This is a genomic window from Amycolatopsis thermalba, assembly GCF_023376025.1.
Taxonomy (GTDB): Bacteria; Actinomycetota; Actinomycetes; order Mycobacteriales; family Pseudonocardiaceae; genus Amycolatopsis_E; species Amycolatopsis_E thermalba.
In genome coordinates, this window is sequence record NZ_CP091196.1 from 1,885,636 (window position 1) to 1,904,131 (window position 18,496).

Annotated in this window: 19 protein-coding genes and 1 tRNA gene; 9 read left to right on the top strand and 11 right to left on the bottom strand. The window is 68.8% G+C overall.

Annotation, left to right across the window (positions count from 1 at the left end; translation table 11 throughout):
• Positions 1 to 38: 38 nt before the first annotated feature.
• Genes L1857_RS09230 through L1857_RS09250 form a run of 5 tightly spaced genes read right to left on the bottom strand, consistent with a single transcriptional unit; the run spans position 39 to position 3,787 of the window.
• A complete protein-coding gene (locus L1857_RS09230; RefSeq protein ID WP_116111936.1) occupies positions 39 to 2,108 on the bottom strand; it encodes an FtsK/SpoIIIE domain-containing protein in 2,070 nt (689 codons plus the stop codon).
• On the bottom strand, positions 2,105 to 2,794 hold the full coding sequence (locus L1857_RS09235) for a hypothetical protein (protein WP_116111938.1): 690 nt from the start codon (positions 2,792 to 2,794) through the stop codon (positions 2,105 to 2,107). Before L1857_RS09235 ends, L1857_RS09230 begins: the two co-directional genes overlap by 4 nt.
• Complete coding sequence (locus tag L1857_RS09240; RefSeq protein ID WP_116111941.1) at positions 2,791 to 3,108, bottom strand: hypothetical protein; 318 nt, start codon at positions 3,106 to 3,108, stop codon at positions 2,791 to 2,793. Before L1857_RS09240 ends, L1857_RS09235 begins: the two co-directional genes overlap by 4 nt.
• Complete coding sequence (locus L1857_RS09245; protein ID WP_240323301.1) at positions 3,105 to 3,470, bottom strand: WhiB family transcriptional regulator; 366 nt, start codon at positions 3,468 to 3,470, stop codon at positions 3,105 to 3,107. The genes L1857_RS09240 and L1857_RS09245 overlap by 4 nt, the downstream gene beginning before the upstream one ends.
• Positions 3,467 to 3,787 (bottom strand): helix-turn-helix domain-containing protein, encoded by a 321-nt coding sequence (locus L1857_RS09250; protein WP_116111944.1) that lies wholly within the window; start codon positions 3,785 to 3,787, stop codon positions 3,467 to 3,469. Before L1857_RS09250 ends, L1857_RS09245 begins: the two co-directional genes overlap by 4 nt.
• Positions 3,788 to 4,083: 296 nt before the next feature.
• Between L1857_RS09250 and L1857_RS09255 the strand changes: the two genes are divergently transcribed.
• From L1857_RS09255 to L1857_RS09265, 3 genes are read left to right on the top strand one after another with little or no spacing between them, the layout of a single operon-like run.
• Positions 4,084 to 4,452 carry a helix-turn-helix domain-containing protein gene (locus L1857_RS09255; protein WP_116111947.1) on the top strand — a complete coding sequence of 123 codons (369 nt, stop codon included), beginning with the start codon at positions 4,084 to 4,086 and terminating at the stop codon, positions 4,450 to 4,452.
• A gap of 3 nt (positions 4,453 to 4,455) precedes the next feature.
• On the top strand, positions 4,456 to 6,039 hold the full coding sequence (locus L1857_RS09260) for a transcriptional regulator (protein WP_116111949.1): 1,584 nt from the start codon (positions 4,456 to 4,458) through the stop codon (positions 6,037 to 6,039).
• A complete protein-coding gene (locus L1857_RS09265; RefSeq protein ID WP_116111952.1) occupies positions 6,036 to 6,383 on the top strand; it encodes a signal peptidase I in 348 nt (115 codons plus the stop codon). Before L1857_RS09260 ends, L1857_RS09265 begins: the two co-directional genes overlap by 4 nt.
• On the opposite strand, the gene L1857_RS09270 is transcribed toward L1857_RS09265, so the two are convergent.
• The 3 genes from L1857_RS09270 to L1857_RS09280 all read right to left on the bottom strand — a co-directional run bounded on the left by L1857_RS09270 (position 6,358) and on the right by L1857_RS09280 (position 8,702).
• Positions 6,358 to 6,831, bottom strand: coding sequence for a hypothetical protein (locus L1857_RS09270; protein WP_162831153.1), 474 nt, complete (start codon positions 6,829 to 6,831; stop codon positions 6,358 to 6,360). The two genes, L1857_RS09265 and L1857_RS09270, sit on opposite strands and share 26 nt — an antisense overlap.
• A gap of 149 nt (positions 6,832 to 6,980) precedes the next feature.
• A complete protein-coding gene (locus tag L1857_RS09275) occupies positions 6,981 to 8,549 on the bottom strand; it encodes a tyrosine-type recombinase/integrase (RefSeq protein ID WP_162831154.1) in 1,569 nt (522 codons plus the stop codon).
• 80 nt (positions 8,550 to 8,629) lie between these two features.
• Positions 8,630 to 8,702 (bottom strand) — tRNA-Arg (locus L1857_RS09280).
• 189 nt (positions 8,703 to 8,891) lie between these two features.
• Here L1857_RS09280 and L1857_RS09285 point away from each other — a divergent pair.
• Positions 8,892 to 9,809 (top strand): cation diffusion facilitator family transporter, encoded by a 918-nt coding sequence (locus tag L1857_RS09285; protein ID WP_116111956.1) that lies wholly within the window; start codon positions 8,892 to 8,894, stop codon positions 9,807 to 9,809.
• A gap of 195 nt (positions 9,810 to 10,004) precedes the next feature.
• On the opposite strand, the gene L1857_RS09290 is transcribed toward L1857_RS09285, so the two are convergent.
• From L1857_RS09290 to L1857_RS09300, 3 genes are all read right to left on the bottom strand, one after another.
• A complete protein-coding gene (locus tag L1857_RS09290; protein ID WP_346731894.1) occupies positions 10,005 to 10,253 on the bottom strand; it encodes a SpoIIE family protein phosphatase in 249 nt (82 codons plus the stop codon).
• 115 nt (positions 10,254 to 10,368) lie between these two features.
• Positions 10,369 to 11,070, bottom strand: coding sequence for a DUF305 domain-containing protein (locus L1857_RS09295; protein WP_116112663.1), 702 nt, complete (start codon positions 11,068 to 11,070; stop codon positions 10,369 to 10,371).
• Positions 11,071 to 11,075: 5 nt separating this feature from the next.
• Positions 11,076 to 11,879, bottom strand: a complete 804-nt coding sequence (locus L1857_RS09300) for a thioredoxin-like domain-containing protein (protein WP_162831172.1) — start codon at positions 11,877 to 11,879, stop codon at positions 11,076 to 11,078.
• Positions 11,880 to 11,981: 102 nt separating this feature from the next.
• Between L1857_RS09300 and argS the strand changes: the two genes are divergently transcribed.
• Genes argS through thrB form a run of 5 tightly spaced genes read left to right on the top strand, consistent with a single transcriptional unit; the run spans position 11,982 to position 18,332 of the window.
• A complete protein-coding gene (gene argS / locus L1857_RS09305; RefSeq protein ID WP_116112666.1) occupies positions 11,982 to 13,637 on the top strand; it encodes an arginine--tRNA ligase in 1,656 nt (551 codons plus the stop codon).
• A 6-nt stretch (positions 13,638 to 13,643) separates the two neighbouring features.
• Positions 13,644 to 15,080, top strand: a complete 1,437-nt coding sequence (lysA, locus tag L1857_RS09310; protein WP_094006597.1) for a diaminopimelate decarboxylase — start codon at positions 13,644 to 13,646, stop codon at positions 15,078 to 15,080.
• 5 nt (positions 15,081 to 15,085) lie between these two features.
• Complete coding sequence (locus L1857_RS09315) at positions 15,086 to 16,393, top strand: homoserine dehydrogenase (RefSeq protein WP_116112671.1); 1,308 nt, start codon at positions 15,086 to 15,088, stop codon at positions 16,391 to 16,393.
• Complete coding sequence (thrC, locus tag L1857_RS09320; RefSeq protein WP_094006595.1) at positions 16,390 to 17,454, top strand: threonine synthase; 1,065 nt, start codon at positions 16,390 to 16,392, stop codon at positions 17,452 to 17,454. The genes L1857_RS09315 and thrC overlap by 4 nt, the downstream gene beginning before the upstream one ends.
• On the top strand, positions 17,451 to 18,332 hold the full coding sequence (gene thrB, locus L1857_RS09325) for a homoserine kinase (protein ID WP_094006594.1): 882 nt from the start codon (positions 17,451 to 17,453) through the stop codon (positions 18,330 to 18,332). Before thrC ends, thrB begins: the two co-directional genes overlap by 4 nt.
• The last annotated feature ends 164 nt before the right edge of the window (positions 18,333 to 18,496 follow it).

The following is an 18,496-nucleotide window of genomic DNA, read 5'->3' on the forward strand; positions in this document are numbered from 1 at the left end:
TGGGGAGAACTCCCCACCCCGCTCTCATGTCCCCGCGCCTACCCGGAACCGCCCCGGCGGCTTAGCGCCTCCCCAACGTCTTCCGCACGAACCACCTGCACCCCGCTCGACTTGCGCGGCCCGAAGCCGTACTGGGCGAGCGTCGCCTTGAGGTCCGAGAACGTCCAGCCTTCGTACTCGCGCCGGTTGTGCTCGGCGAGGCGGGCGAGCACAACCCTCGTCGGCACCCGTCGCTCACCACGCATTACCGTCGCCACATCCGCCAGGTGATCGACTGGCACGGCCTCGATCACTGGACGAGCCGTGATCTCGCGGCCGTGCTCGCGCACGATCGCCAAGGCACGCTGAATCACCGGTGTCACCATGTCGACCTCGTCCTCCAAGGGCACGTAGAACGTGCGGATCAGCTCGAAGGCCGCATCGGTCACCCCAACAGCGACGCAGGTTCCGCGGTCGGTCTTCATCCGGAGATCGGTCGCGCGAATGCCCGATCGGTACTTGCCCGCGCCGAGCAGGCCGTCATTGGCGATTTGGTCGGCTACCGAGAACGCCACGCCACAGGAGACGTTCCGGGTGACCTCCCTGGGAATTGAGTCCTTTGTTGGCGATTGCGTCGCCAACAGAAGCACGATCCCGTACTTGCGGCCGCGCTTGATCACCCTGACCGCCAGCTCGGCCGCGCGCTTGCCGAACTTGGGGTGCTGGAACAGTTCGTGGCACTCGTCGATCGCGCACACCAGCGGGTGCAAGCCCAAGCCGGCCTTGTCTGCGAGCTTCCGTGACACCTTGGGCGGTCGACCGGGTTGCTCGCCGAGCACCTTGCCGCGCCGCTCCATCTCCGTCGACAGATCTTCGAGCGAGGCCACAGCGGCTTCGGCCACTGCGTCGTCTATCCCCATGCGGTAGCGGGTTGCTCGCGGCTCAAAGGGGTCGAAGTCCGGCGACTCGCCCATGACGAAGATCCACAGCTCGGCTGTCGGATCGAGCGCCGCACCCAGTAGCAGCGTGCGGAGCGCCGCGGACTTGCCCTGTCCCGGCCGTCCGCCGATCAGCCAGTTCGCCTCGATCAGCGGGGCGTTGACGACCACGCCGCGTTGGGTGAGGCCGAACGGTACGCCGTCGAACACGTCGAGCTGCCCGTCATGTTGGAGCGGCCATTCCCCGGCTCCGCCAGCGAGTGCACCCTTGTCGGCCACCCACAGGTCGAGCACGCCGGCCTCGTCCCCTTCGGTCGGCCAGGTCTCCAGCTTCGCCCGTCCGAGGTTAGCGGCGAGCTTGTCGCGCCGGTCGGCCACCATGTCGGCCGTCGTCCCCAGCGGTAGCCGAACCTGCACGAACGTGCCGTTGCCGTCCCGCCGGGCAGGGATGCTGTAGAGCAGTTCGCCTCCGTTCTTGAGGAAGGCGTTCAGCGGTGCGATGCCCAGGTGCCCGAGTGCCTTCGACACCATGCGTTCGTCGATCCACGAATCCGCGTCGTCGCGGTCGGGCCTGGTGAGCCAGCTCGCGCCCGGCTCCTTGTCGCGGCCTTCCCAAGCCGCCGCGACGATCCAGCCAACCGGACCAACGAGGAGCAGTGCTGAGGCGACGGTCTTCACCACCTTCCAGCTAGTACCTATCAGGTTCAGCAGTTGCGCTAGCCAGGGCCACATGTCCTCGCGCGCCATCCACGAGTCGACGCACCACAACACGAGGCCAACCGGCGCGACGATGGTTGCCAACACGGCGCAGCGGTGCAGGACGATCGCGAGGCGGCCCCAACGTGCCTTCGAGTCCGCGCGGATCAGTTCCTGAGCTTGCCGCCGTGCTTCCGAGTCGCTGGCAACCCTTGCTGCGCGGGCGTCGGCTCGCAGGTCGCCGTACGTCGCCCACGTCCACGCCTTCGCCATCCACCGTCCATGACCGCGCAGGACGAACCAGGCCAGACGCAAGAAGTCCCGAGGCAGCTTCCGGAACCGGTAGGCGGCTACCGCTCGCAGGTGGGCAGTCCCCGGCGCGCCCCACCACTTGGTGAGCGCCGATCGTGGCCCAGAGCCGGGCACTCCGTCGGTGACGATCTCCGCCTCGAACACCTTCGGTTCGAGCGCGCCCCGTTCATGGCGATCGTTCATGACAGGGCCGCCTGTCCTTGAACCTCGGCCCTGAGCGCGGCAGCCACACGAGGCGACAACCCGCGCGAACACCCCGTGGCTTGCCGCACCCACGCGGGCGTCACCTCGACCCCGGGCGACCACGCCTCGCGTGCATCGGACAGGTAATCCGCGAACAGCTTCCGACCCGCGCGCCGCTGAGGCGGGCGACTCTCGCCAACAGTGCGAGGCTTGTACTCGGCAGACACCGTGGCGGCTTCGATCAGCTTCTCGCGCAGGTCGGTCACGGCCTCGGCCGCCGTGAACACCAGCAGCGGCGGCACGGAGTGCAGCACGATCCCCGACCACGAACCTGCCGCGAACGACGACCAGGTGTTCATGACATACGTGGCAGCGAGCGTGAACCACTTCGCACGCCGCACCCACGAGCCCATACGGACCCCATGCTGGGCCGTGACCTGCTCGGCACGCAGGATCGCGATCAGCACGAGGGAGACCGTGGGATCGAGCAGCCAGGCGGCCAGCCACGTCAGTGACCACGCAGGCGCGCCCGCGGCGGCGAAGTGCTGGACGTTGGTCATCGTGAACGCCAACCCGAGGGTGATCCCGGTCCAGCACAACCGGTCCACCTGGACACGGACGCGCTCGATGTCGTGGCCGGCGGGTGGCCGCCCGGAGGCGGCCACCCTGTTCAGCTCGCGATTCATCGACGACCACCCCGAACGTCCACGGTGACGACGGTCAACGCTTTCGTCAGCCCGTGGGCCGCGAACAGCGCCGGGACTCCGAGCACGGCCAACAAGAGCCCGTGGTTGCCCGGTGCGGCAACGATGACGACCCACTGCACGCCCACGATCAGCGCGGCCGTGCACACCACCCTTCCCAAGAGCGACAGCAAGCGGCTTCTCGTTCGCGACGCTTCGAGCGTGCGCCGCCTCTTCCATGAACGGATGCGCCACAGGAGGAACCAGGAAGCCAGAATGCCCAAGGCCACGAGGACTTGCGTTGGCGTGAGGTTCATCGCTGCTCACCTCCGTTCGTCCTAGTGCGACGAGCGCGCCAGATCGGGTACAGGGCCCGGCGGTCGTCTTCGGACAGCGCTCCCCAGACCCCGAGCGTGCACGGGCCGGCGGTGCGCAACTCCAGTTCCAGGCAGGCCAACTGCGCCGTGCATCCGGCGCAGATCACCGCGGCCAGTTCGCGATCGGTCAGGTTGTCGCCCGTCCACGCCGGCGCGTCGCCGGTCGAGTAGAGCCACATGCACGAGCCGTCGCGGCGCACGATGCCCTCGAGCACGTCGTCCGGGACGTTGGCGTAGCGGTCAAGCTCGACTGCGAGAGCCGTGAGGTAGTCCGCGAAATCCTCGAAGTCGTCCGGGTTCACCACGACTCACCTCCGGTGAGCCGGGCAACCTCGCGGGCAGTCCGGCGCTCAGCGGCGATGCGGCTGGGATCGACGACGCCGCCCGTCGCGTCCACCTCCGCGATCAGTCGATCCAGCGCGACTGCCGGGATGACGTACCGAGAGCGAAGCCGGACCGCGGGGAAATCGCCGTCCCGGATGATCCGGTAGAGCGTCGACGGGCCGACGCGGAGAAGCCTGGCTGCCTCCCGGACCGTGTAGAAGGCCGGTCGCGAATCGCGGTTATAAGTGGTTTCTGGAACTGCATTCTGAGGGCGTTCCGTGTCGGTGTTTTCCATGACTTCGATTCAAGGAAAAATCACGGTCGCCAACCATGCACGACCAGTGCAATACAAATGCAGAACCAATGCAGGAGTGATGCAGGTTCCTGTTTTCCGTCGGGTTTGAGGCGGCTTGGAGCTCGTTCGACGACTCGGTCGGAATGAACTACCCAACGCTGACGGCGATGATTTCATCGAAATATCGATGAGGTCAGCGATGGCGCGAGCGTGGCTTGCCTGGCTGGTGCGATGTACCGCTGAAACCCTTGGAGATCCGCTAACGTCGGCGCTGCAGCAGGAGCGCGGAGGAGCACGTGTCGGAGGATTGGGCCGCAGTAGCGAAGGCCATCAACGAGCGGATGAAAGAACTCGGGTGGCAACAGCAGGAATTGGCGGCTCGGTCACACGTATCTTCGGCCATCGTCCGCGAGATCCAGCGGAACACCGTGAACCGGAAGCGGAGTCCGCGCACACTGGAATCCCTTTCGGTGGCCCTCGGCTGGCATCCGCGGCATTTGGAAGCTGTATTGCACGGCGAGCGTCCACCGGCGCGCAAAGAATTGACGGAGCAAGATCTCTCCGGCCGGCTCGATGCCTTGGAACACCGGCTGGACGGCATCACCGAGCAGCTAGCCACGGTCATCCGGCTTCTGAAGACATCGCGACCGTCGGAGGACCGGTAAGGCATGCGGACGGACCCGTGGACCGGCCGGACGGCGTGCGCGCTTCAGAAGGCGTTGCGGCTCAGCAATGAGCTGTTCGCCGAACATCTCGGGATCGGGGTCCGCACTGTCGCGTCATGGCACCAAAAGCCTGACCTGACACCGAAGTCGGAGATGCAACAACTCCTCGACACGGCGTACGAACGAGCATCGGCAACCGTCCGCGCGCGCTTCGCAGAACTTCTCGGTCAGAGCCCGGACGTGCCGGCGGCAGATGCGGAAACGGATGACGGCGCCAGGGAAGCTGCCGAGCTGCGGCTTGCTGGCGATCCATACATTGCACTGGCGCTGGAGTGGCTGGACGGTCACGCAGGCTGGGAGGCGGGCACCAGTCGCCGCAAGGTCGCTGCCGCGCTTGCCAACGTCGACGTGCGGGGTCTGCGCGATCGGGGCGCGCGCCGCGGAGGCGTGAGCCAGGTTGATGTCACGCGCGCGCTGCGCGACTACTACGGGGCCGCCAAGAACGGGTACGGCAGGTACAGCGCGAAGTTCGGGAACGACCAGACCGCCGCGACAACAATCCTGACCCGCGAAGGTTGGCTTGACCTCGGCGCTCCTCTGCTGACCCGTGGCGACGGCCTGAAGCTCGATCAAGCGCCGTCCGGAGCGACCGCGAGCCTGAACGAACAGGCACTCAACGCCGCCATCCAGAGGCTTGCCGAGACCCTGGAACTCGGGACCAAGCTCGTGAACATGCCGCTCTACCGGCTGAGGACTGCGAGTGCCGGGGAGGGTGGTATCGCCGGGACAGTCGGGGTCGCGCCGTTCGTGCACTACGCGCTGACGATGGACCTACTCGAAGGCGAGTTGCTGGATGCGCTCGCGACCGGTGCTGGTCCTGGCCGTCTCCCGCTGCGGGAGCACTACCTACCCGACCTGGACGCGGTAACCCGGCTTGAGGGCCGGCTATGTGCGGGCGGCGTGCTGGCCTTATGCGCCATCGCCCGCCCGGCCGGCCTGCACGGCGACGCGGACTTCCTGATCCTGATCCAGCAGCGATCCGGCAACGTGGTCAACGCGAACCGTCAGCTCGCCGTGATCCCCAAGGGTTTCCATCAGCCGGCCGCTGACCTCAGCGCAGACACGCGGCTCGGCGGGACTCTGCTCCGCGAAATGGAAGAGGAGCTGTTCGGCCGGAACGACGTCGACAACACGCTCGGAGACCAGCGCGTGGCCGACCCCATGCACCCCAGCCGCCAGTCCGAGCCGATGCAGTGGCTACTGGAACGCCCGCTCGGCGAGCGCCTGCGCATGGAGTGCACCGGCTTCGGCCTGAACCTGGTGAGTGGCAACTACGAGTTCCCCAGCCTGATCGTCATCGAGGACGAGGAGTTCTGGCTCCGCTTCGGCGGCCAGATCGAGGCCAACTGGGAAACGTCGAACCTTCGCCGCTACTCGACGCTCGACACCGATCTCCTGGCCGAGTTGCTGGCCGATGTAGCTTGGAGCAACGAAGGACTGTTCGCCGTGCTGCAAGGCTTCCGACGCCTCGCCGAGCTCGGCGGACACCGCGTGAAGCTACCGCCCGTGGAATGGGAGTTGACGTGACCGAACGCTGGCACACCGGCAACGCCGTCGAAGACGGAGCGGACACGCGGGGCTGGATCGTCGGTCACTTCATCGACCCGTCGAAGGGCGTGCGATCGACCAAGGACGTCGAGGTCAAGTGGGCGACGCATCCGAAGGGTGACAAACGGCCGGAGTGGACTGCTGATGACCAGCGCACCACTCTGGTGATGCTGATCAGCGGCCGCTTTCGGGTCGAGTCGACGGAAGGTTCGGTGACTTTTTCACGTCAAGGAGACTACGCGATGTGGGGGCCAGGTGTTGATCACTCGTGGGAGGCGGTCGAAGAGTCGATCGTGCTCACCGTGCGCTGGCCTTCGGCTTAGTATTCTGCCCCGTTTTCGACCGTGGTCGCTTCGTGCTATGCGCCATGTTGACTCGCATGATGTTTCGTTTCATGGCAATTCTTGCTCGATGTTTGCTGTAAGTTTCGACGGCGATGTGGTGAGCCTCTACCGAATGAGGAATTGTAACAATTCCGGCTAGGTTGAGTAGATACAGAAGTACAGTGTCGGCTGTCCTGAAAGCTGCGGGATCGTAGGCGGTCTGCAGCAGGATGTACAAGACATTCAGGGCTGCGATCCCGGAGACTTTCTTCATGAGAAGCGCGATCTGCGTCCGCTCGGCCAAGTGGCGTCTTGTCGATGCTGCGACAAGCCAGGCGCAGGCCGCCGTCCCGAGTGAAAGGGCCGGCACGGCGAGGCTTGTGCCGAAGAGCAGACTGGATTCGGTCCATCCGGCAATGAACGAGAGGGTCAACGTTGCGAGCCACATGAGCGTAAGTGTGGCTTTATGTATCGTGCTCACTTTGAACCGCATTAGGGGATGCGGTTTTCGTAGGCCGACCGACTTTGTCCGCCGCTTCTTGGCCGACGCGTTCACAAGAGATTCCCCCAGATCTTGTACTCTAATGCTTTGGCTTGTCAGCCTGATCTCTTGCTTCCGATATCGACGACGTTGTGAGTCTCCGATGAATCTGACGTCAGATGAACAACCGTGACTCGCCGTCCTCGGCTTGCTGTCACGAGGCCGGCCGTCTTCAGTTCGGCTATAGCGCGGTGTGCTGTCCCGACGCTGACATGATATCGACTTGCCAGATCAGCCACAGGAGGTAATTCCTCTCCCTCCCGGAGAATCCCCGCAGTGATCGCGCCGCGTAGATCTGCGGCAATCTTCTGGTAAGGGTTCGCGGCTTCCGGCTCCAGTGTTGAACGAGCGTTGCCCTGGACGTCGATAGTGATTGGTGCCTGCGGCATTCGCCCGGTCAGCTTTCCGGCTGCCTTCTGGTCCGCCTCGGCGACCCACGCCGAGTAGACCTTGAGCGTGGTCGTGCCGCCTCCGGAGTGGCCGAGGCGGCCGGCGACCGTGCGCACGTCGACGCCGGCCGCGATCAGTTCCGTTGCCGAGTAGTGGCGTAGCTGGTGCAGGTGGGTTTCCAAGCCCAGCGAGCGGGACATGCGGCGATACCGCTGTGTCACCGTACTGGGCTTGAGCCAGGTGGAGTGATCAACCTCGGGAGAGAACAGGCGGCCGTTCTTTGGCAGCGTGACACCCACTGATCGGGCTCCGGACTCGCAGTGCTGGCGGTACGCGCGCAGCAACCCCACAGTCTCGGGGTCGAGCGTGATGCGTCGTTGCTGATGCGTCTTGGTGTCCTTCTCCCATGTCTTGCCGCCGTCCTGGGCGATGCTGGTGTGAATCCGCAGCGTTGCGTTGTCCAGGTCCAGCCAGTCCCAGCGCAGCGCGCACAGCTCGCCCCGCCGAGCGCCGGTGGTCATGGCGAGCCAGACGAGCATTCCCCACGGCAGATCCTTGAACGCTTCGTTGACGATCGCGGTCGCCTCCTCTGGTGAGGGCGGCCGCGGATCAGGAGTTGGACGCTTCGGTGGGTGGGCCTGGTCAAGTGGGTTGACCGTGATCCACTGCCAGCGGATGGCCGTCTTGAGCGCTCCGCTCAGGCACGTGTGAATCTTCCGGATGGAGGCGGGGGAGAGCGGGTCGCACTTGTGGACCCGGCACTTGTCCGTGCACTCATGCTCGCCCTTGACGCGATGGTCGATGGATGGGCGGCCGCCGCAGTGATCCCGGCACGTGCGGAGCGTCTTGTAGAACGAGTCGAACGTCTCGCCGTTCAGCTTGGCGATCGGCAGGTTCCCGAGTAGCGGCTTGATGTGCTTCCGGATCGCGATCTCGTAGCGAGTGCGCGTCGTCACATCTATGTCGATGAACTCCATGTACCGGTCGAGGAGCTGGCTGACCGTCGCGCGCGTCCTGGGGTTGCGGCTCTCGTTGACCTGGTTCACGAACCTGACCAGGACCTTCTCGGCCTCCGCCTCGGCCTTCGGGCCAGCGGGGATCGTCTCGCGGAGGTAGTGCCGCTTGCCGCTGAGGGGGTCGACGCCTGCATAGACCTTGACCCGGAGTGCTCCGCTCGGCAGGGTCTCGATCTCGCCCCGCTGGCGGCGCTGAGTCCGCTTCTTGGCGTCGGTCATGGTGCGAGAGTAGCGGGGTCGCACCACGTACGGCACCACGCAAAGCATGGTCAGAGCGTCTAATAACGCTCTGACCTGGGTGCCCTCGGCAGGATTCGAACCTGCGACACCTGCCTCCGGAGGGCAGTGCTCTATCCCCTGAGCTACGAGGGCCCATCGCTGGGCGACGTGACACAGCCTAGCGCACCGGTGTTTTCGCCCCGTGAGTGGCTACCCCTTTGTGGGGAGCGGCAGGGGTGCCGCTCGGTTAGGCTGCTCGAAGAAGGGTAGCCTTACCTGCTATTGCACACATGCGCATATCACTATATATTCCGGCTGCGGGACAGAGGAGGACACCAGCGCATGGGACACGGCCACGGACACGGGCACCAACCGCCCGGTAGCGCGTCCGCTCGCTATCTGCCCCGGCTCGCCGCGGCGCTCGGGATCGGCATCGCCTTCCTGGTGCTCGAGGCGGTCGTCGGGGTGGTCACCGGGTCGCTGGCGTTGATCTCCGACGCCGGGCACATGCTCACCGACGTCCTCGGGCTCGCGATGGCCCTCACGGCGATCGTCCTGGCGCGGCGGTCCGGGCCGACCTACCGGCGGACCTTCGGGCTCTACCGGGCCGAGGTGCTCGCCGCGCTGGCCAACGCCGTCCTGCTCTTCGGGGTGGCCGGTTACGTGATCTACGAGGCGGTCGAGCGGCTCGCGAACCCGCCCGAGGTGCCCGGCCTGCCCGTGCTGCTCGTGGCGGTCGGTGGTCTCGCCGCGAACGTCGTGGCCTTCGCGCTGCTCCGCGACGGCTCCAAGGAGAGCCTCAACCTGCGTGGCGCGTACCTGGAAGTCCTCGCGGACATGATCGGCTCGATCGGCGTCCTCGTCAGCGGCGTGATCACCCTGACGACCGGCTGGCGCTACGCGGACGCCCTCATCGGTGTCGCGATCGGACTGTTCGTGCTGCCGCGCACGTTCACCCTCGCCCGGCGCGCGCTGCGCATCCTGTTCCAGCACGCCCCTGCCGACGTGGACGTCGAACGGATCTCCGCGGATCTGACGGCGCTGGCCGGCGTGTGCGACGTGCACGACCTGCACGTGTGGACGCTCACCTCGGGCATGGAGGTCGCCTCGGCGCACCTCACGCTGGAGCACGAAGCCGAACCGGCCGAGGTGCTCGCCGCCGCGCAGACGCTCCTCAAGGACGACTACTCGATCGAGCACGCCACCCTGCAGTGCGAACCGCGCGAGTCGGCGGCCCGCTGCCAGGAACTCAGCTGGTGATCACGCGAACGCGGAACTCGCGCACCTGACCGTGGGACTCGCGAACCCGAGCGTGGGACTCGCGAACCCGAGCGTGGGACTCGGTGCGCGGCAACGGCCTGGTGATCGTCGACGCGCTCAGCGAGTCCTGGGGCTACGAGACCGGCGCGGAGGGCAAGTGGGTGTGGGCCGAGTTCGCCCTCCCGCGGTGACCGCTCAGCGGTGCGCGGGCAGGTGCCGCGCGCCGCGCGGGGACCGCCCCTCCGGCCGCGCCGACCAGCGGCACAGCAGCAGGCACACGTCGTCGTCGTGCTCGTCCTCGCCCAGCATCTCGGACAGGATCCGGTCGCCCGCCTCGTCCGTGGGCAGCGCGGCGACGCCGGCGAACGCGCCGGTCAGCCGGTCCAGTCCGTCGTCGAGGACCTCGGCCCGCCGCTCCACCAGACCGTCGGTGTAGAGCAGCAGATCACCGCCCGAGCGTGGGGCTCGCGAACCTGAACGTGGAACTCGCGTACCCGAGCGTGGGACTCGCCCGCTGGAACGTGGGACTCGCGAACCTGAGCGGGGGACTCGCGGCTGGTTACGGGAACGGCAGCGGCTGCGCGCCCCGCGCGGTGAGCATGTCCCGCATCACCGTCATCTCCGCGCCCTGCGACGTCAGGATGCTCTGCGTCAGCGCCTTCACCGCCGGCACGGTCGTGTGATCGTGCGCGTACTGCGCCATCTCCGTACCACCCTGGTGGTGCCGCAGCATCAACTGCAGGAAATAGACGTCCAGCTCGGTCCCGGACCGCGACCGCAGCTTCGCCAGCTCGTCGTTGGTCGCCATGCCGGGCATCGGCGCCCCGGCCGCCGCGGCTGACGACGGCGGCGCCATCGCCATGTGGCCGTGCCCCGCGTCGGAGGTCATCCACGTCATGTACTCGCCGGTGGCCTGCTCCGGCTGACCCCACAGCATCAGCCAGCCCTTCATCCGGCCGACCTGCTCCCGCTGCGTGGACTCGATGTCGAAAGCCAGCTGCTCCAGCTGCGGATCGCTGGTGTGGCCCCGCTCCCAGCTCGCCATCGTCACGGCCTGCAGGTGGTGCACCGACATGTCCTGCGCGAACCCGACCTCGACCGAGCCCGCGCCGGGCGTGGCGGCGGACTCCGGCCGCAGCGCGGTCTGCGTCAGGAACATCCCGAGCACCACGCCGACCAGCAGCACCACGATCACCGACGCGCCGATGACGACCGGCCGGGATCCCGGCCGGTCCGCCACCGGAGCTTCGTCGTCCGCCATCAGGATCAGGACGTCGGGGCGGAGCTGGGCATCCCGGTGTCCTGCTGCGTGCCGGCCGAGCCCTGGTAGTCCATCGGCTTCGCGTCCGGGCCGGGCGGCGTCGGGTCGAACGGCGGCGGGTTGTCCGGGTCGAAGGCGCCCGCGCCCAGCGCGTCGCACGAGGCGCCGACCTCCGGGTAGGTGTTCTGGTTGGTCCGCAGCGCGGTGATGAACTGGTCGATCCGCTCGTCGGTGGCCGAGTCGAGCTTCAGCTGGTGACCCCACGACTGCAGCGAGATCGGCTTGTCCAGCCCGGGGTAGGGCGACATCATCGTGTACGGCTTGCCCTCGACCTTGGACTTGAGCGTGTTCAGCGCGTCACCGGTCACCTGGTCGGGGTTGTAGGCGATCCACACCGCACCGTGCTCGAGCGAGTGCACCATGTTCTCGGTGCGCACCGCGACCGGGTACACCACGCCGTTGCACGCCGCCCAGTAGCCGTCGTGCGGACCGCCGTAGGGCGGTGAGTGGTCGTAGGCCACCCGTTCGGTCGGCAGGACGTGCACGCTGGCCTGGTACTGGCCGGTGACGATGCCCGGGATGCTCAGCGACGGGTCCGGCTTGTCCGCCGTGGGCGCCCAGCTGGCCAGCGCGCGCTTGGGCGCCGACTGGACCAGGTAGTACCCGACCACCACGGCGGCGAGCGCGACCACCGCGACCACCGAGATGATCGTGCCCCAGGGCACACCCTTCTTGGACACCACCGAGCCGCGGGCCGCCTTCACGCTGCCCTTCTTCGGTGCGCCCTTCTTCTTCGTGCCGCTGGCCATGGCTCCCGCGTCTCCCGTCAAGTGGATATACCCGGGTAGAGTTTAGGGACCCCGTGTTCGGTCCCTGTCAACGGCCGAGGTCGTGGCCCTTACACTCGGCTGGTGACTCCCGAGGCCCTAGCTGACCTGGTCCGTACGTCCGCCGCGCAGGTGCTCACCGCCCGTGGCGCCGACCCCGCCGTGCTGCCCGCCACGGTGACCGTCGAGCGCCCGCGCAACCCGGAACACGGAGACTACGCCACCAACCTCGCGCTGCAGGTGGCGAAGAAGGCCGGCCTGGCCCCGCGCGACTTCGCCCAGGAGCTGGCCGACGCGCTCGCCGCCACCGACGGCATCGACTCCGCCGAGATCGCCGGCCCCGGGTTCGTGAACCTCCGGCTGGCCGCCGACGCCCAGGGCGAGCAGATCCGCCAGGTCCTCACCCTCGGCGACGCCTACGGCCGCGGCACCGCCCTGGCCGGCCGCAAGATCAACCTGGAGTTCGTCTCGGCCAACCCGACCGGCCCGGTCCACCTGGGCGGCACGCGCTGGGCCGCGGTGGGCGACGCGCTCGGCCGCGTCCTGCAGGCGCAGGGCGCCGAGGTCACGCGCGAGTACTACTTCAACGACGCCGGCGCGCAGATCGACCGGTTCGTCCGGTCGCTGATCGCCGCCGCGAAGGGCGAGCCCGCGCCGGAGGACGGCTACGCGGGCGCCTACATCAGCGACATCGCCGCCGAGGTGCTGCGCCAGGAGCCCAGCGCGCTGTCGCTGCCCGAGACCGAGCGCCACGAGACCTTCCGCCGCGTGGGCGTCGAGCTGATGTTCGGCGAGATCAAGAAGAGCCTGCACGAGTTCGGCACGGACTTCGACGTCTACTTCCACGAGGACTCGCTCCACCAGTCCGGCGCGGTGGAGAAGGCGGTCGAGGGCCTGAAGGAGAACGGCCGCCTCTACCACGCCGACGGCGCCTGGTGGCTGCGCTCCACCGAGTTCGGCGACGACAAGGACCGCGTGGTCATCAAGAGCGACGGCGCGCCCGCCTACATCGCCGGTGACATCGCCTACCTGCAGGACAAGATCGGCCGCGGCTTCGACCTGTGCATCTACATGCTCGGCGCGGACCACCACGGCTACATAGCCCGGCTCAAGGCCGCCGCGTCCGCGATGGGCCACGACCCGGCCGTCGTCGAGGTGCTGATCGGCCAGCTGGTGAACCTGGTCAGCGAGGGCAAGCCGGTCCGGATGAGCAAGCGCGCCGGCACGGTGATCACCATGGAGGACCTGGTCGAGGCCGTGGGCGTGGACGCCGCCCGCTACGAGCTGACCCGCTACTCGGTCGACTCCAGCATCGACGTCGACCTCGACCTGCTGCGCAAGAGCAGCGACGAGAACCCGGTGTACTACGTGCAGTACGCGCACGCCCGGCTCGCCTCGCTCCAGCGCCACGCCGCCGACCTCGGACTGAAGTTCGACAACGACGCAGACTTCGGGCTGCTCACCCTCGACCGCGAGGGTGACCTCATCCGCACGATCGGGGAGTTCCCGACGGTCGTGCAGCGCGCCGCCGAGCTGCGTGAACCGCACCGCGTGGCGCGCTACCTGGAAAGCCTCGCCGGCGCGTTCCACAAGTTCTACGCCGTCGCGCAGGTCCTGCCCAAGGGCGACGAGGAGGCCACCCCGCTCACCTACGCCCGGCTCGCTCTGTGCGAGGCGGCGCGCCAGGTGTTCGCCAACGGCCTCGCCCTGCTCGGTGTCTCAGCTCCGGAACGGATGTAACCCCTCATGGCTCACCCCGCCGGCCCGCGGCACGCGGAGGTCTACCCGCACGCCGACAACTCCGGTTTCCCCCCGTCCAGTTCCGCCGAGCTCGACCGGCTCTACCCGAAGGTCTGGCCGCGCAACGCCTACCGCGCCCCGGACGGCGTCGTGCGCATCGCCGGCGTCGACGTGCGCGAGCTGGCCGAGACCTACGGCACGCCGCTGTTCGTCGTCGACGAGGCCGATTTCAAGTCGCGCTGCGCCGAGTACGCCGAGGCGTTCGACGACCCGTCGCTGGTGCACTACGCGGCCAAGGCGTTCCTGTGCACCGAGGTGGCCCGCTGGGTCGCCGCGCAGGGCCTGAGCCTGGACGTGGCCAGCGGCGGCGAGCTGGCCGTCGCGCTGCGCGCCGGGTTCCCGGCCGAGCGGATCACCTTCCACGGCAACAACAAGTCGGTCGCCGAGCTGGAGACCGCGGTCGGCGCGGGCGTCGGCACGGTCGTGCTGGATTCCTACTACGAGATCGCGCGGCTGGCCGACGTCGCCGCGCGGCTCGACGTCGAGCAGAAGGTGCTGATCCGCGTCACGGTCGGTGTCGAGGCGCACACGCACGAGTTCATCGCGACCGCCCACGAGGACCAGAAGTTCGGCTTCTCGCTGGCCGCGGGCGACGCCGCGGAGGCGGTGCGCCGGGTGCTCAACGCGCCGTCGCTGCGCCTGGTCGGGCTGCACAGCCACATCGGGTCGCAGATCTTCGACGCGGACGGCTTCGAGGTCGCCGCGCGCCGCGTCATCGGGCTGATGGCCGAGCTGGTCAAGGAGCACGGCGAGCAGCTGCTGGAGCAGCTGTCGCTGGTGGACCTCGGCGGCGGTTTCGGCATCGCCTACACCGACAAGGACAACCCGCCGCCGCCGGCGCAGATGATCACGCAGATCCGCGAGATCGTCCGCAAGGAGTGCGAGTTCGCCGGGCTGCCGGTGCCGCGCATCGCGGGCGAGCCGGGCCGCGCCATCGCCGGTCCGGGCACCGTCACGCTGTACGAGGTGGGCACCATCAAGGACGTGTCGCTGGGGGACAACGAGTCCCGGCGCTACGTCAGCGTGGACGGCGGCATGAGCGACAACATCCGCACGCCGCTCTACGACGCGGTGTACGACGTCCGGCTGGTGTCGCGCGCGAGCGACGACGGGGCCACCGACCAGGTCGGCGCGGCGCTGAGCCGCGTCGTGGGCAAGCACTGCGAGTCCGGCGACATCGTCGTGCGGGACTGCTGGCTGCCCGACACCCTCGCCCCGGGCGACCTGCTCGCCGTCGCCGCGACGGGCGCCTACTGCTACTCCATGGCCAGCAACTACAACCGGCAGCCGCGCCCGGCGGTCGTCGCGGTCCGCAACGGCAGCGCGCGGCTGCTGCTGCGCCGCGAGACGATCGACGACATGCTGCAGCTGGAGGTGTCGTGACTGAAATGTCCACTGTAGACGGCAAGACGGTGCGCGTGGCGCTGCTCGGCTGCGGCACGGTCGGCACCGAGGTCGCGCGCCTGCTCACCGAGCACGCCGACGAGCTGGCCGCCCGCGCCGGGGCTCCGGTCGAGCTGGCCGGCATCGCGGTGCGCCGCCCGGACAAGCACCCCGAGCTGCCGCAGCACCTGCTGACCAACGACGCCGCCGCGCTGGTGGAGTCCGATGTGGACGTCGTGGTCGAGCTGATCGGCGGCATCGACCCGGTGCGCGAATGGCTGCTCACCGCGCTGCGCAAGGGGAAGTCGGTCGTCACCGCGAACAAGGCGCTGCTGGCCGAGTACTCCGCGGAGCTGTTCGAGGCGGCCGACGCCAGCGGCGCCGACCTCTACTTCGAGGCCGCGGTGGCCGGGGCGATCCCGCTGCTGCGCCCGCTGCGCGAGTCGCTGGCCGGTGACCGCATCACCAAGGTGATGGGCATCGTCAACGGCACCACCAACTTCATCCTGTCCGCGATGGACTCCACGGGCGCCGGTTACGCCGAGACCCTGGACGAGGCCAGCCGCCTCGGCTACGCGGAGGCGGACCCGACCGCGGACGTGGACGGCTACGACGCCGCGTCCAAGGCGGCCATCCTCGCCTCGCTGGCCTTCCACACCCGCGTCACCGCGTCCGACGTGCACCGCGAGGGCATCTCGAACGTGTCGGCCTCCGACATCGCGGCGGCGAAGGCACTGGGCCGCACGGTGAAGCTGCTCTCGATCTGCGAACGCGTCGAGGGCGAGGACGGCACCGAGTCGGTGTCGGCGCGCGTGCACCCGGTGATGATCCCGCGCACCCACCCGCTGGCGAACGTGGGCGGCGCGTTCAACGCGGTGTTCGTCGAGGCCGACGCGGCGGGCAGCCTGATGTTCTACGGCCAGGGTGCCGGTGGCGCGCCGACGGCCAGCGCGGTGCTCGGCGACCTGGTCGCGGTGGCCCGCAACCGGGTGGTCGGCGGCCGCGGCCCGCGCGAGTCGGCGCACGCCCAGCTGCCGGTGCGGCCGATGGGCCAGACCCCGACGCGCTACCACGTCAGCCTCGACGTCGCCGACAAGCCGGGTGTCCTCGCCCAGGTCGCGCAGGTGTTCGCGGCGCACGAGGTGAGCATCGCCGCGGTCCGGCAGCGTGACCGGCACGACACGGCCAGCCTGGTCATCGTGACGCACCTCGCACCGGACGCGGCGCTGGAGGCGACCGTCGAGGCCATCGGGAAAATGGACGTCGTCAACGAGGTCGTGAGCGTGATGCGGGTGGAAGGCGAGGATTCATGACTGCGAAGGCCGGCTGGCCCGGGATCATCGAGGCGTACGCCGACCGGGTACCGGTGCCGGCCGGGGCGGAGGTCATCACCCTCGGCGAGGGCAACACGCCGCTGATGCCCGCCCCGCACCTGTCCGAGCTGACCGGCTCGACGGTCTACCTCAAGGTCGAGGGCGCCAACCCCACCGGGTCGTTCAAGGACCGCGGCATGACGGTGGCGATCACCCACGCCAAGGCCAGCGGCCTGCAGGCGGTCATCTGCGCCTCCACCGGCAACACCTCGGCCTCGGCCGCGGCCTACGCCGCGCGCGCCGGCCTGACCTGCGCGGTCCTCATCCCGCAGGGCAAGATCGCGATGGGCAAGCTCGCGCAGGCCATCCTGCACGGCGCCCGCATCCTGCAGATCGACGGCAACTTCGACGACTGCCTGGAGCTGGCCCGCAAGACCGCGATCGACCACCCGGTCACGCTGGTCAACTCGGTCAACCCGGTGCGGCTGATCGGTCAGAAGACCGCCGCCTGGGAGATCTGCGACGTGCTCGGCGAGGCGCCGGACATCCACTGCCTGCCGGTGGGCAACGCGGGCAACATCACCGCCTACTGGGCCGGGTACTCCGAGTACGCCGCCGACGGTGTGGTGAAGAACACCCCGCGCATGTTCGGGTTCCAGGCGGCCGGCGCCGCGCCGCTGGTCAAGGGTGAGCCGGTGCCCGAGCCGGAGACCATCGCGACCGCGATCCGCGTCGGCAGCCCGGCCTCGTGGGAGGGCGCGGTCAAGGCGAAGAACGCCTCCGGCGGCCTGTTCGAGGCGGTGACCGACGAGCAGATCCTCGCCGCGTACCGGCTGCTGGCCAGCAAGGAGGGCGTGTTCGTCGAGCCGGCGTCGGCGACCAGCGTCGCGGGCCTGCTCGCCACCGCCGCCGACGGCCGTCTGCCGAAGGGGTCGACCGTGGTGTGCACCGTCACCGGCCACGGCCTCAAGGACCCGGGCACCGCGCTGGAGGGCAACGTCGAGGTCGAGCCGCTGGCGGTGGACCCGCGGGCGGTGGCCGCCGCGCTGGAGCTGACGTGACCGCGTTGAAGGTGACCGTCCCGGCGTCGAGCGCGAACCTCGGCCCGGGCTTCGACGCGCTCGGGCTGGCGCTCGCGCTGCACGACGTCGTCGAGGTGCAGGTCACCGACGCCGGTCTCAAGGTCGAGGTGTTCGACGCCGGGGCCGGGGGGGTCGAGGACGTGCCGACCGACGAGACGCACCTGGTGGTGCGGGCGCTGCGGCGCGCGTGCGAGCACCTCGGCGTCACGCCGCCGGGGCTGCATCTGCGGTGCTTCAACAAGATTCCGCACGCGCGCGGGCTCGGGTCGTCGGCCGCGGCGGTGGTCTCCGGGATCGCCGCCGGGTACGCCCTGGCGGGCCGGTCCCTGGACGGCGACGCGGTCCAGCTGGCCGCCGAGTTCGAGGGGCACGCGGACAACGCCGCCGCCAGCCTGCTGGGTGGTTTCGTCCTGGCGTGGTGTGAGAAGGGCCGCTTCCACGCCGAACGGCTGACGCCGCACCCGTCGATCCGTCCGGTCGTGGCCGTGCCGTCGGTGAAGTCGTCGACCGAGGCGACGCGCGGGCTGCTGCCGGCGCAGGTGCCGCACCCCGACGCCGCGTTCTCCGCCGGCCGCGCGGCGCTGGCGGTGCACGCCCTGACCAGCGACCCGTCGCTGCTGCTGCCGGCCACCGAGGACCGCCTGCACCAGGACTACCGCGCCCCCGCCTACCCGGCGACCGGGCGCCTGGTGCGCGAGCTGCGGGCCGCCGGGGTCGCGGCGACGGTGTCCGGCGCCGGCCCGACCGTGCTGGCGCTCACGGTCGACGGAATAATTCCGGCCGCCGTGGACGTTGCAGGGTTCGAAGTCATCGAGCTGCCGGTCGACCAGACCGGGGTTCAGGTCACGGGCCGGTAGATTCCGTGCGGAGATTCGCGGCACGCCGGGGGGTGGTTGTTGCACCTCGTGCCCGGTCGGTCTACCCTCGGGGGCGTTCGATCACCGCGCGCAATCCGCACCCGGTGTCGGTCCCGGGGGTTCCATCCCGGATCGTATTCTCTCGTTGAGTCGATAATTCCGCA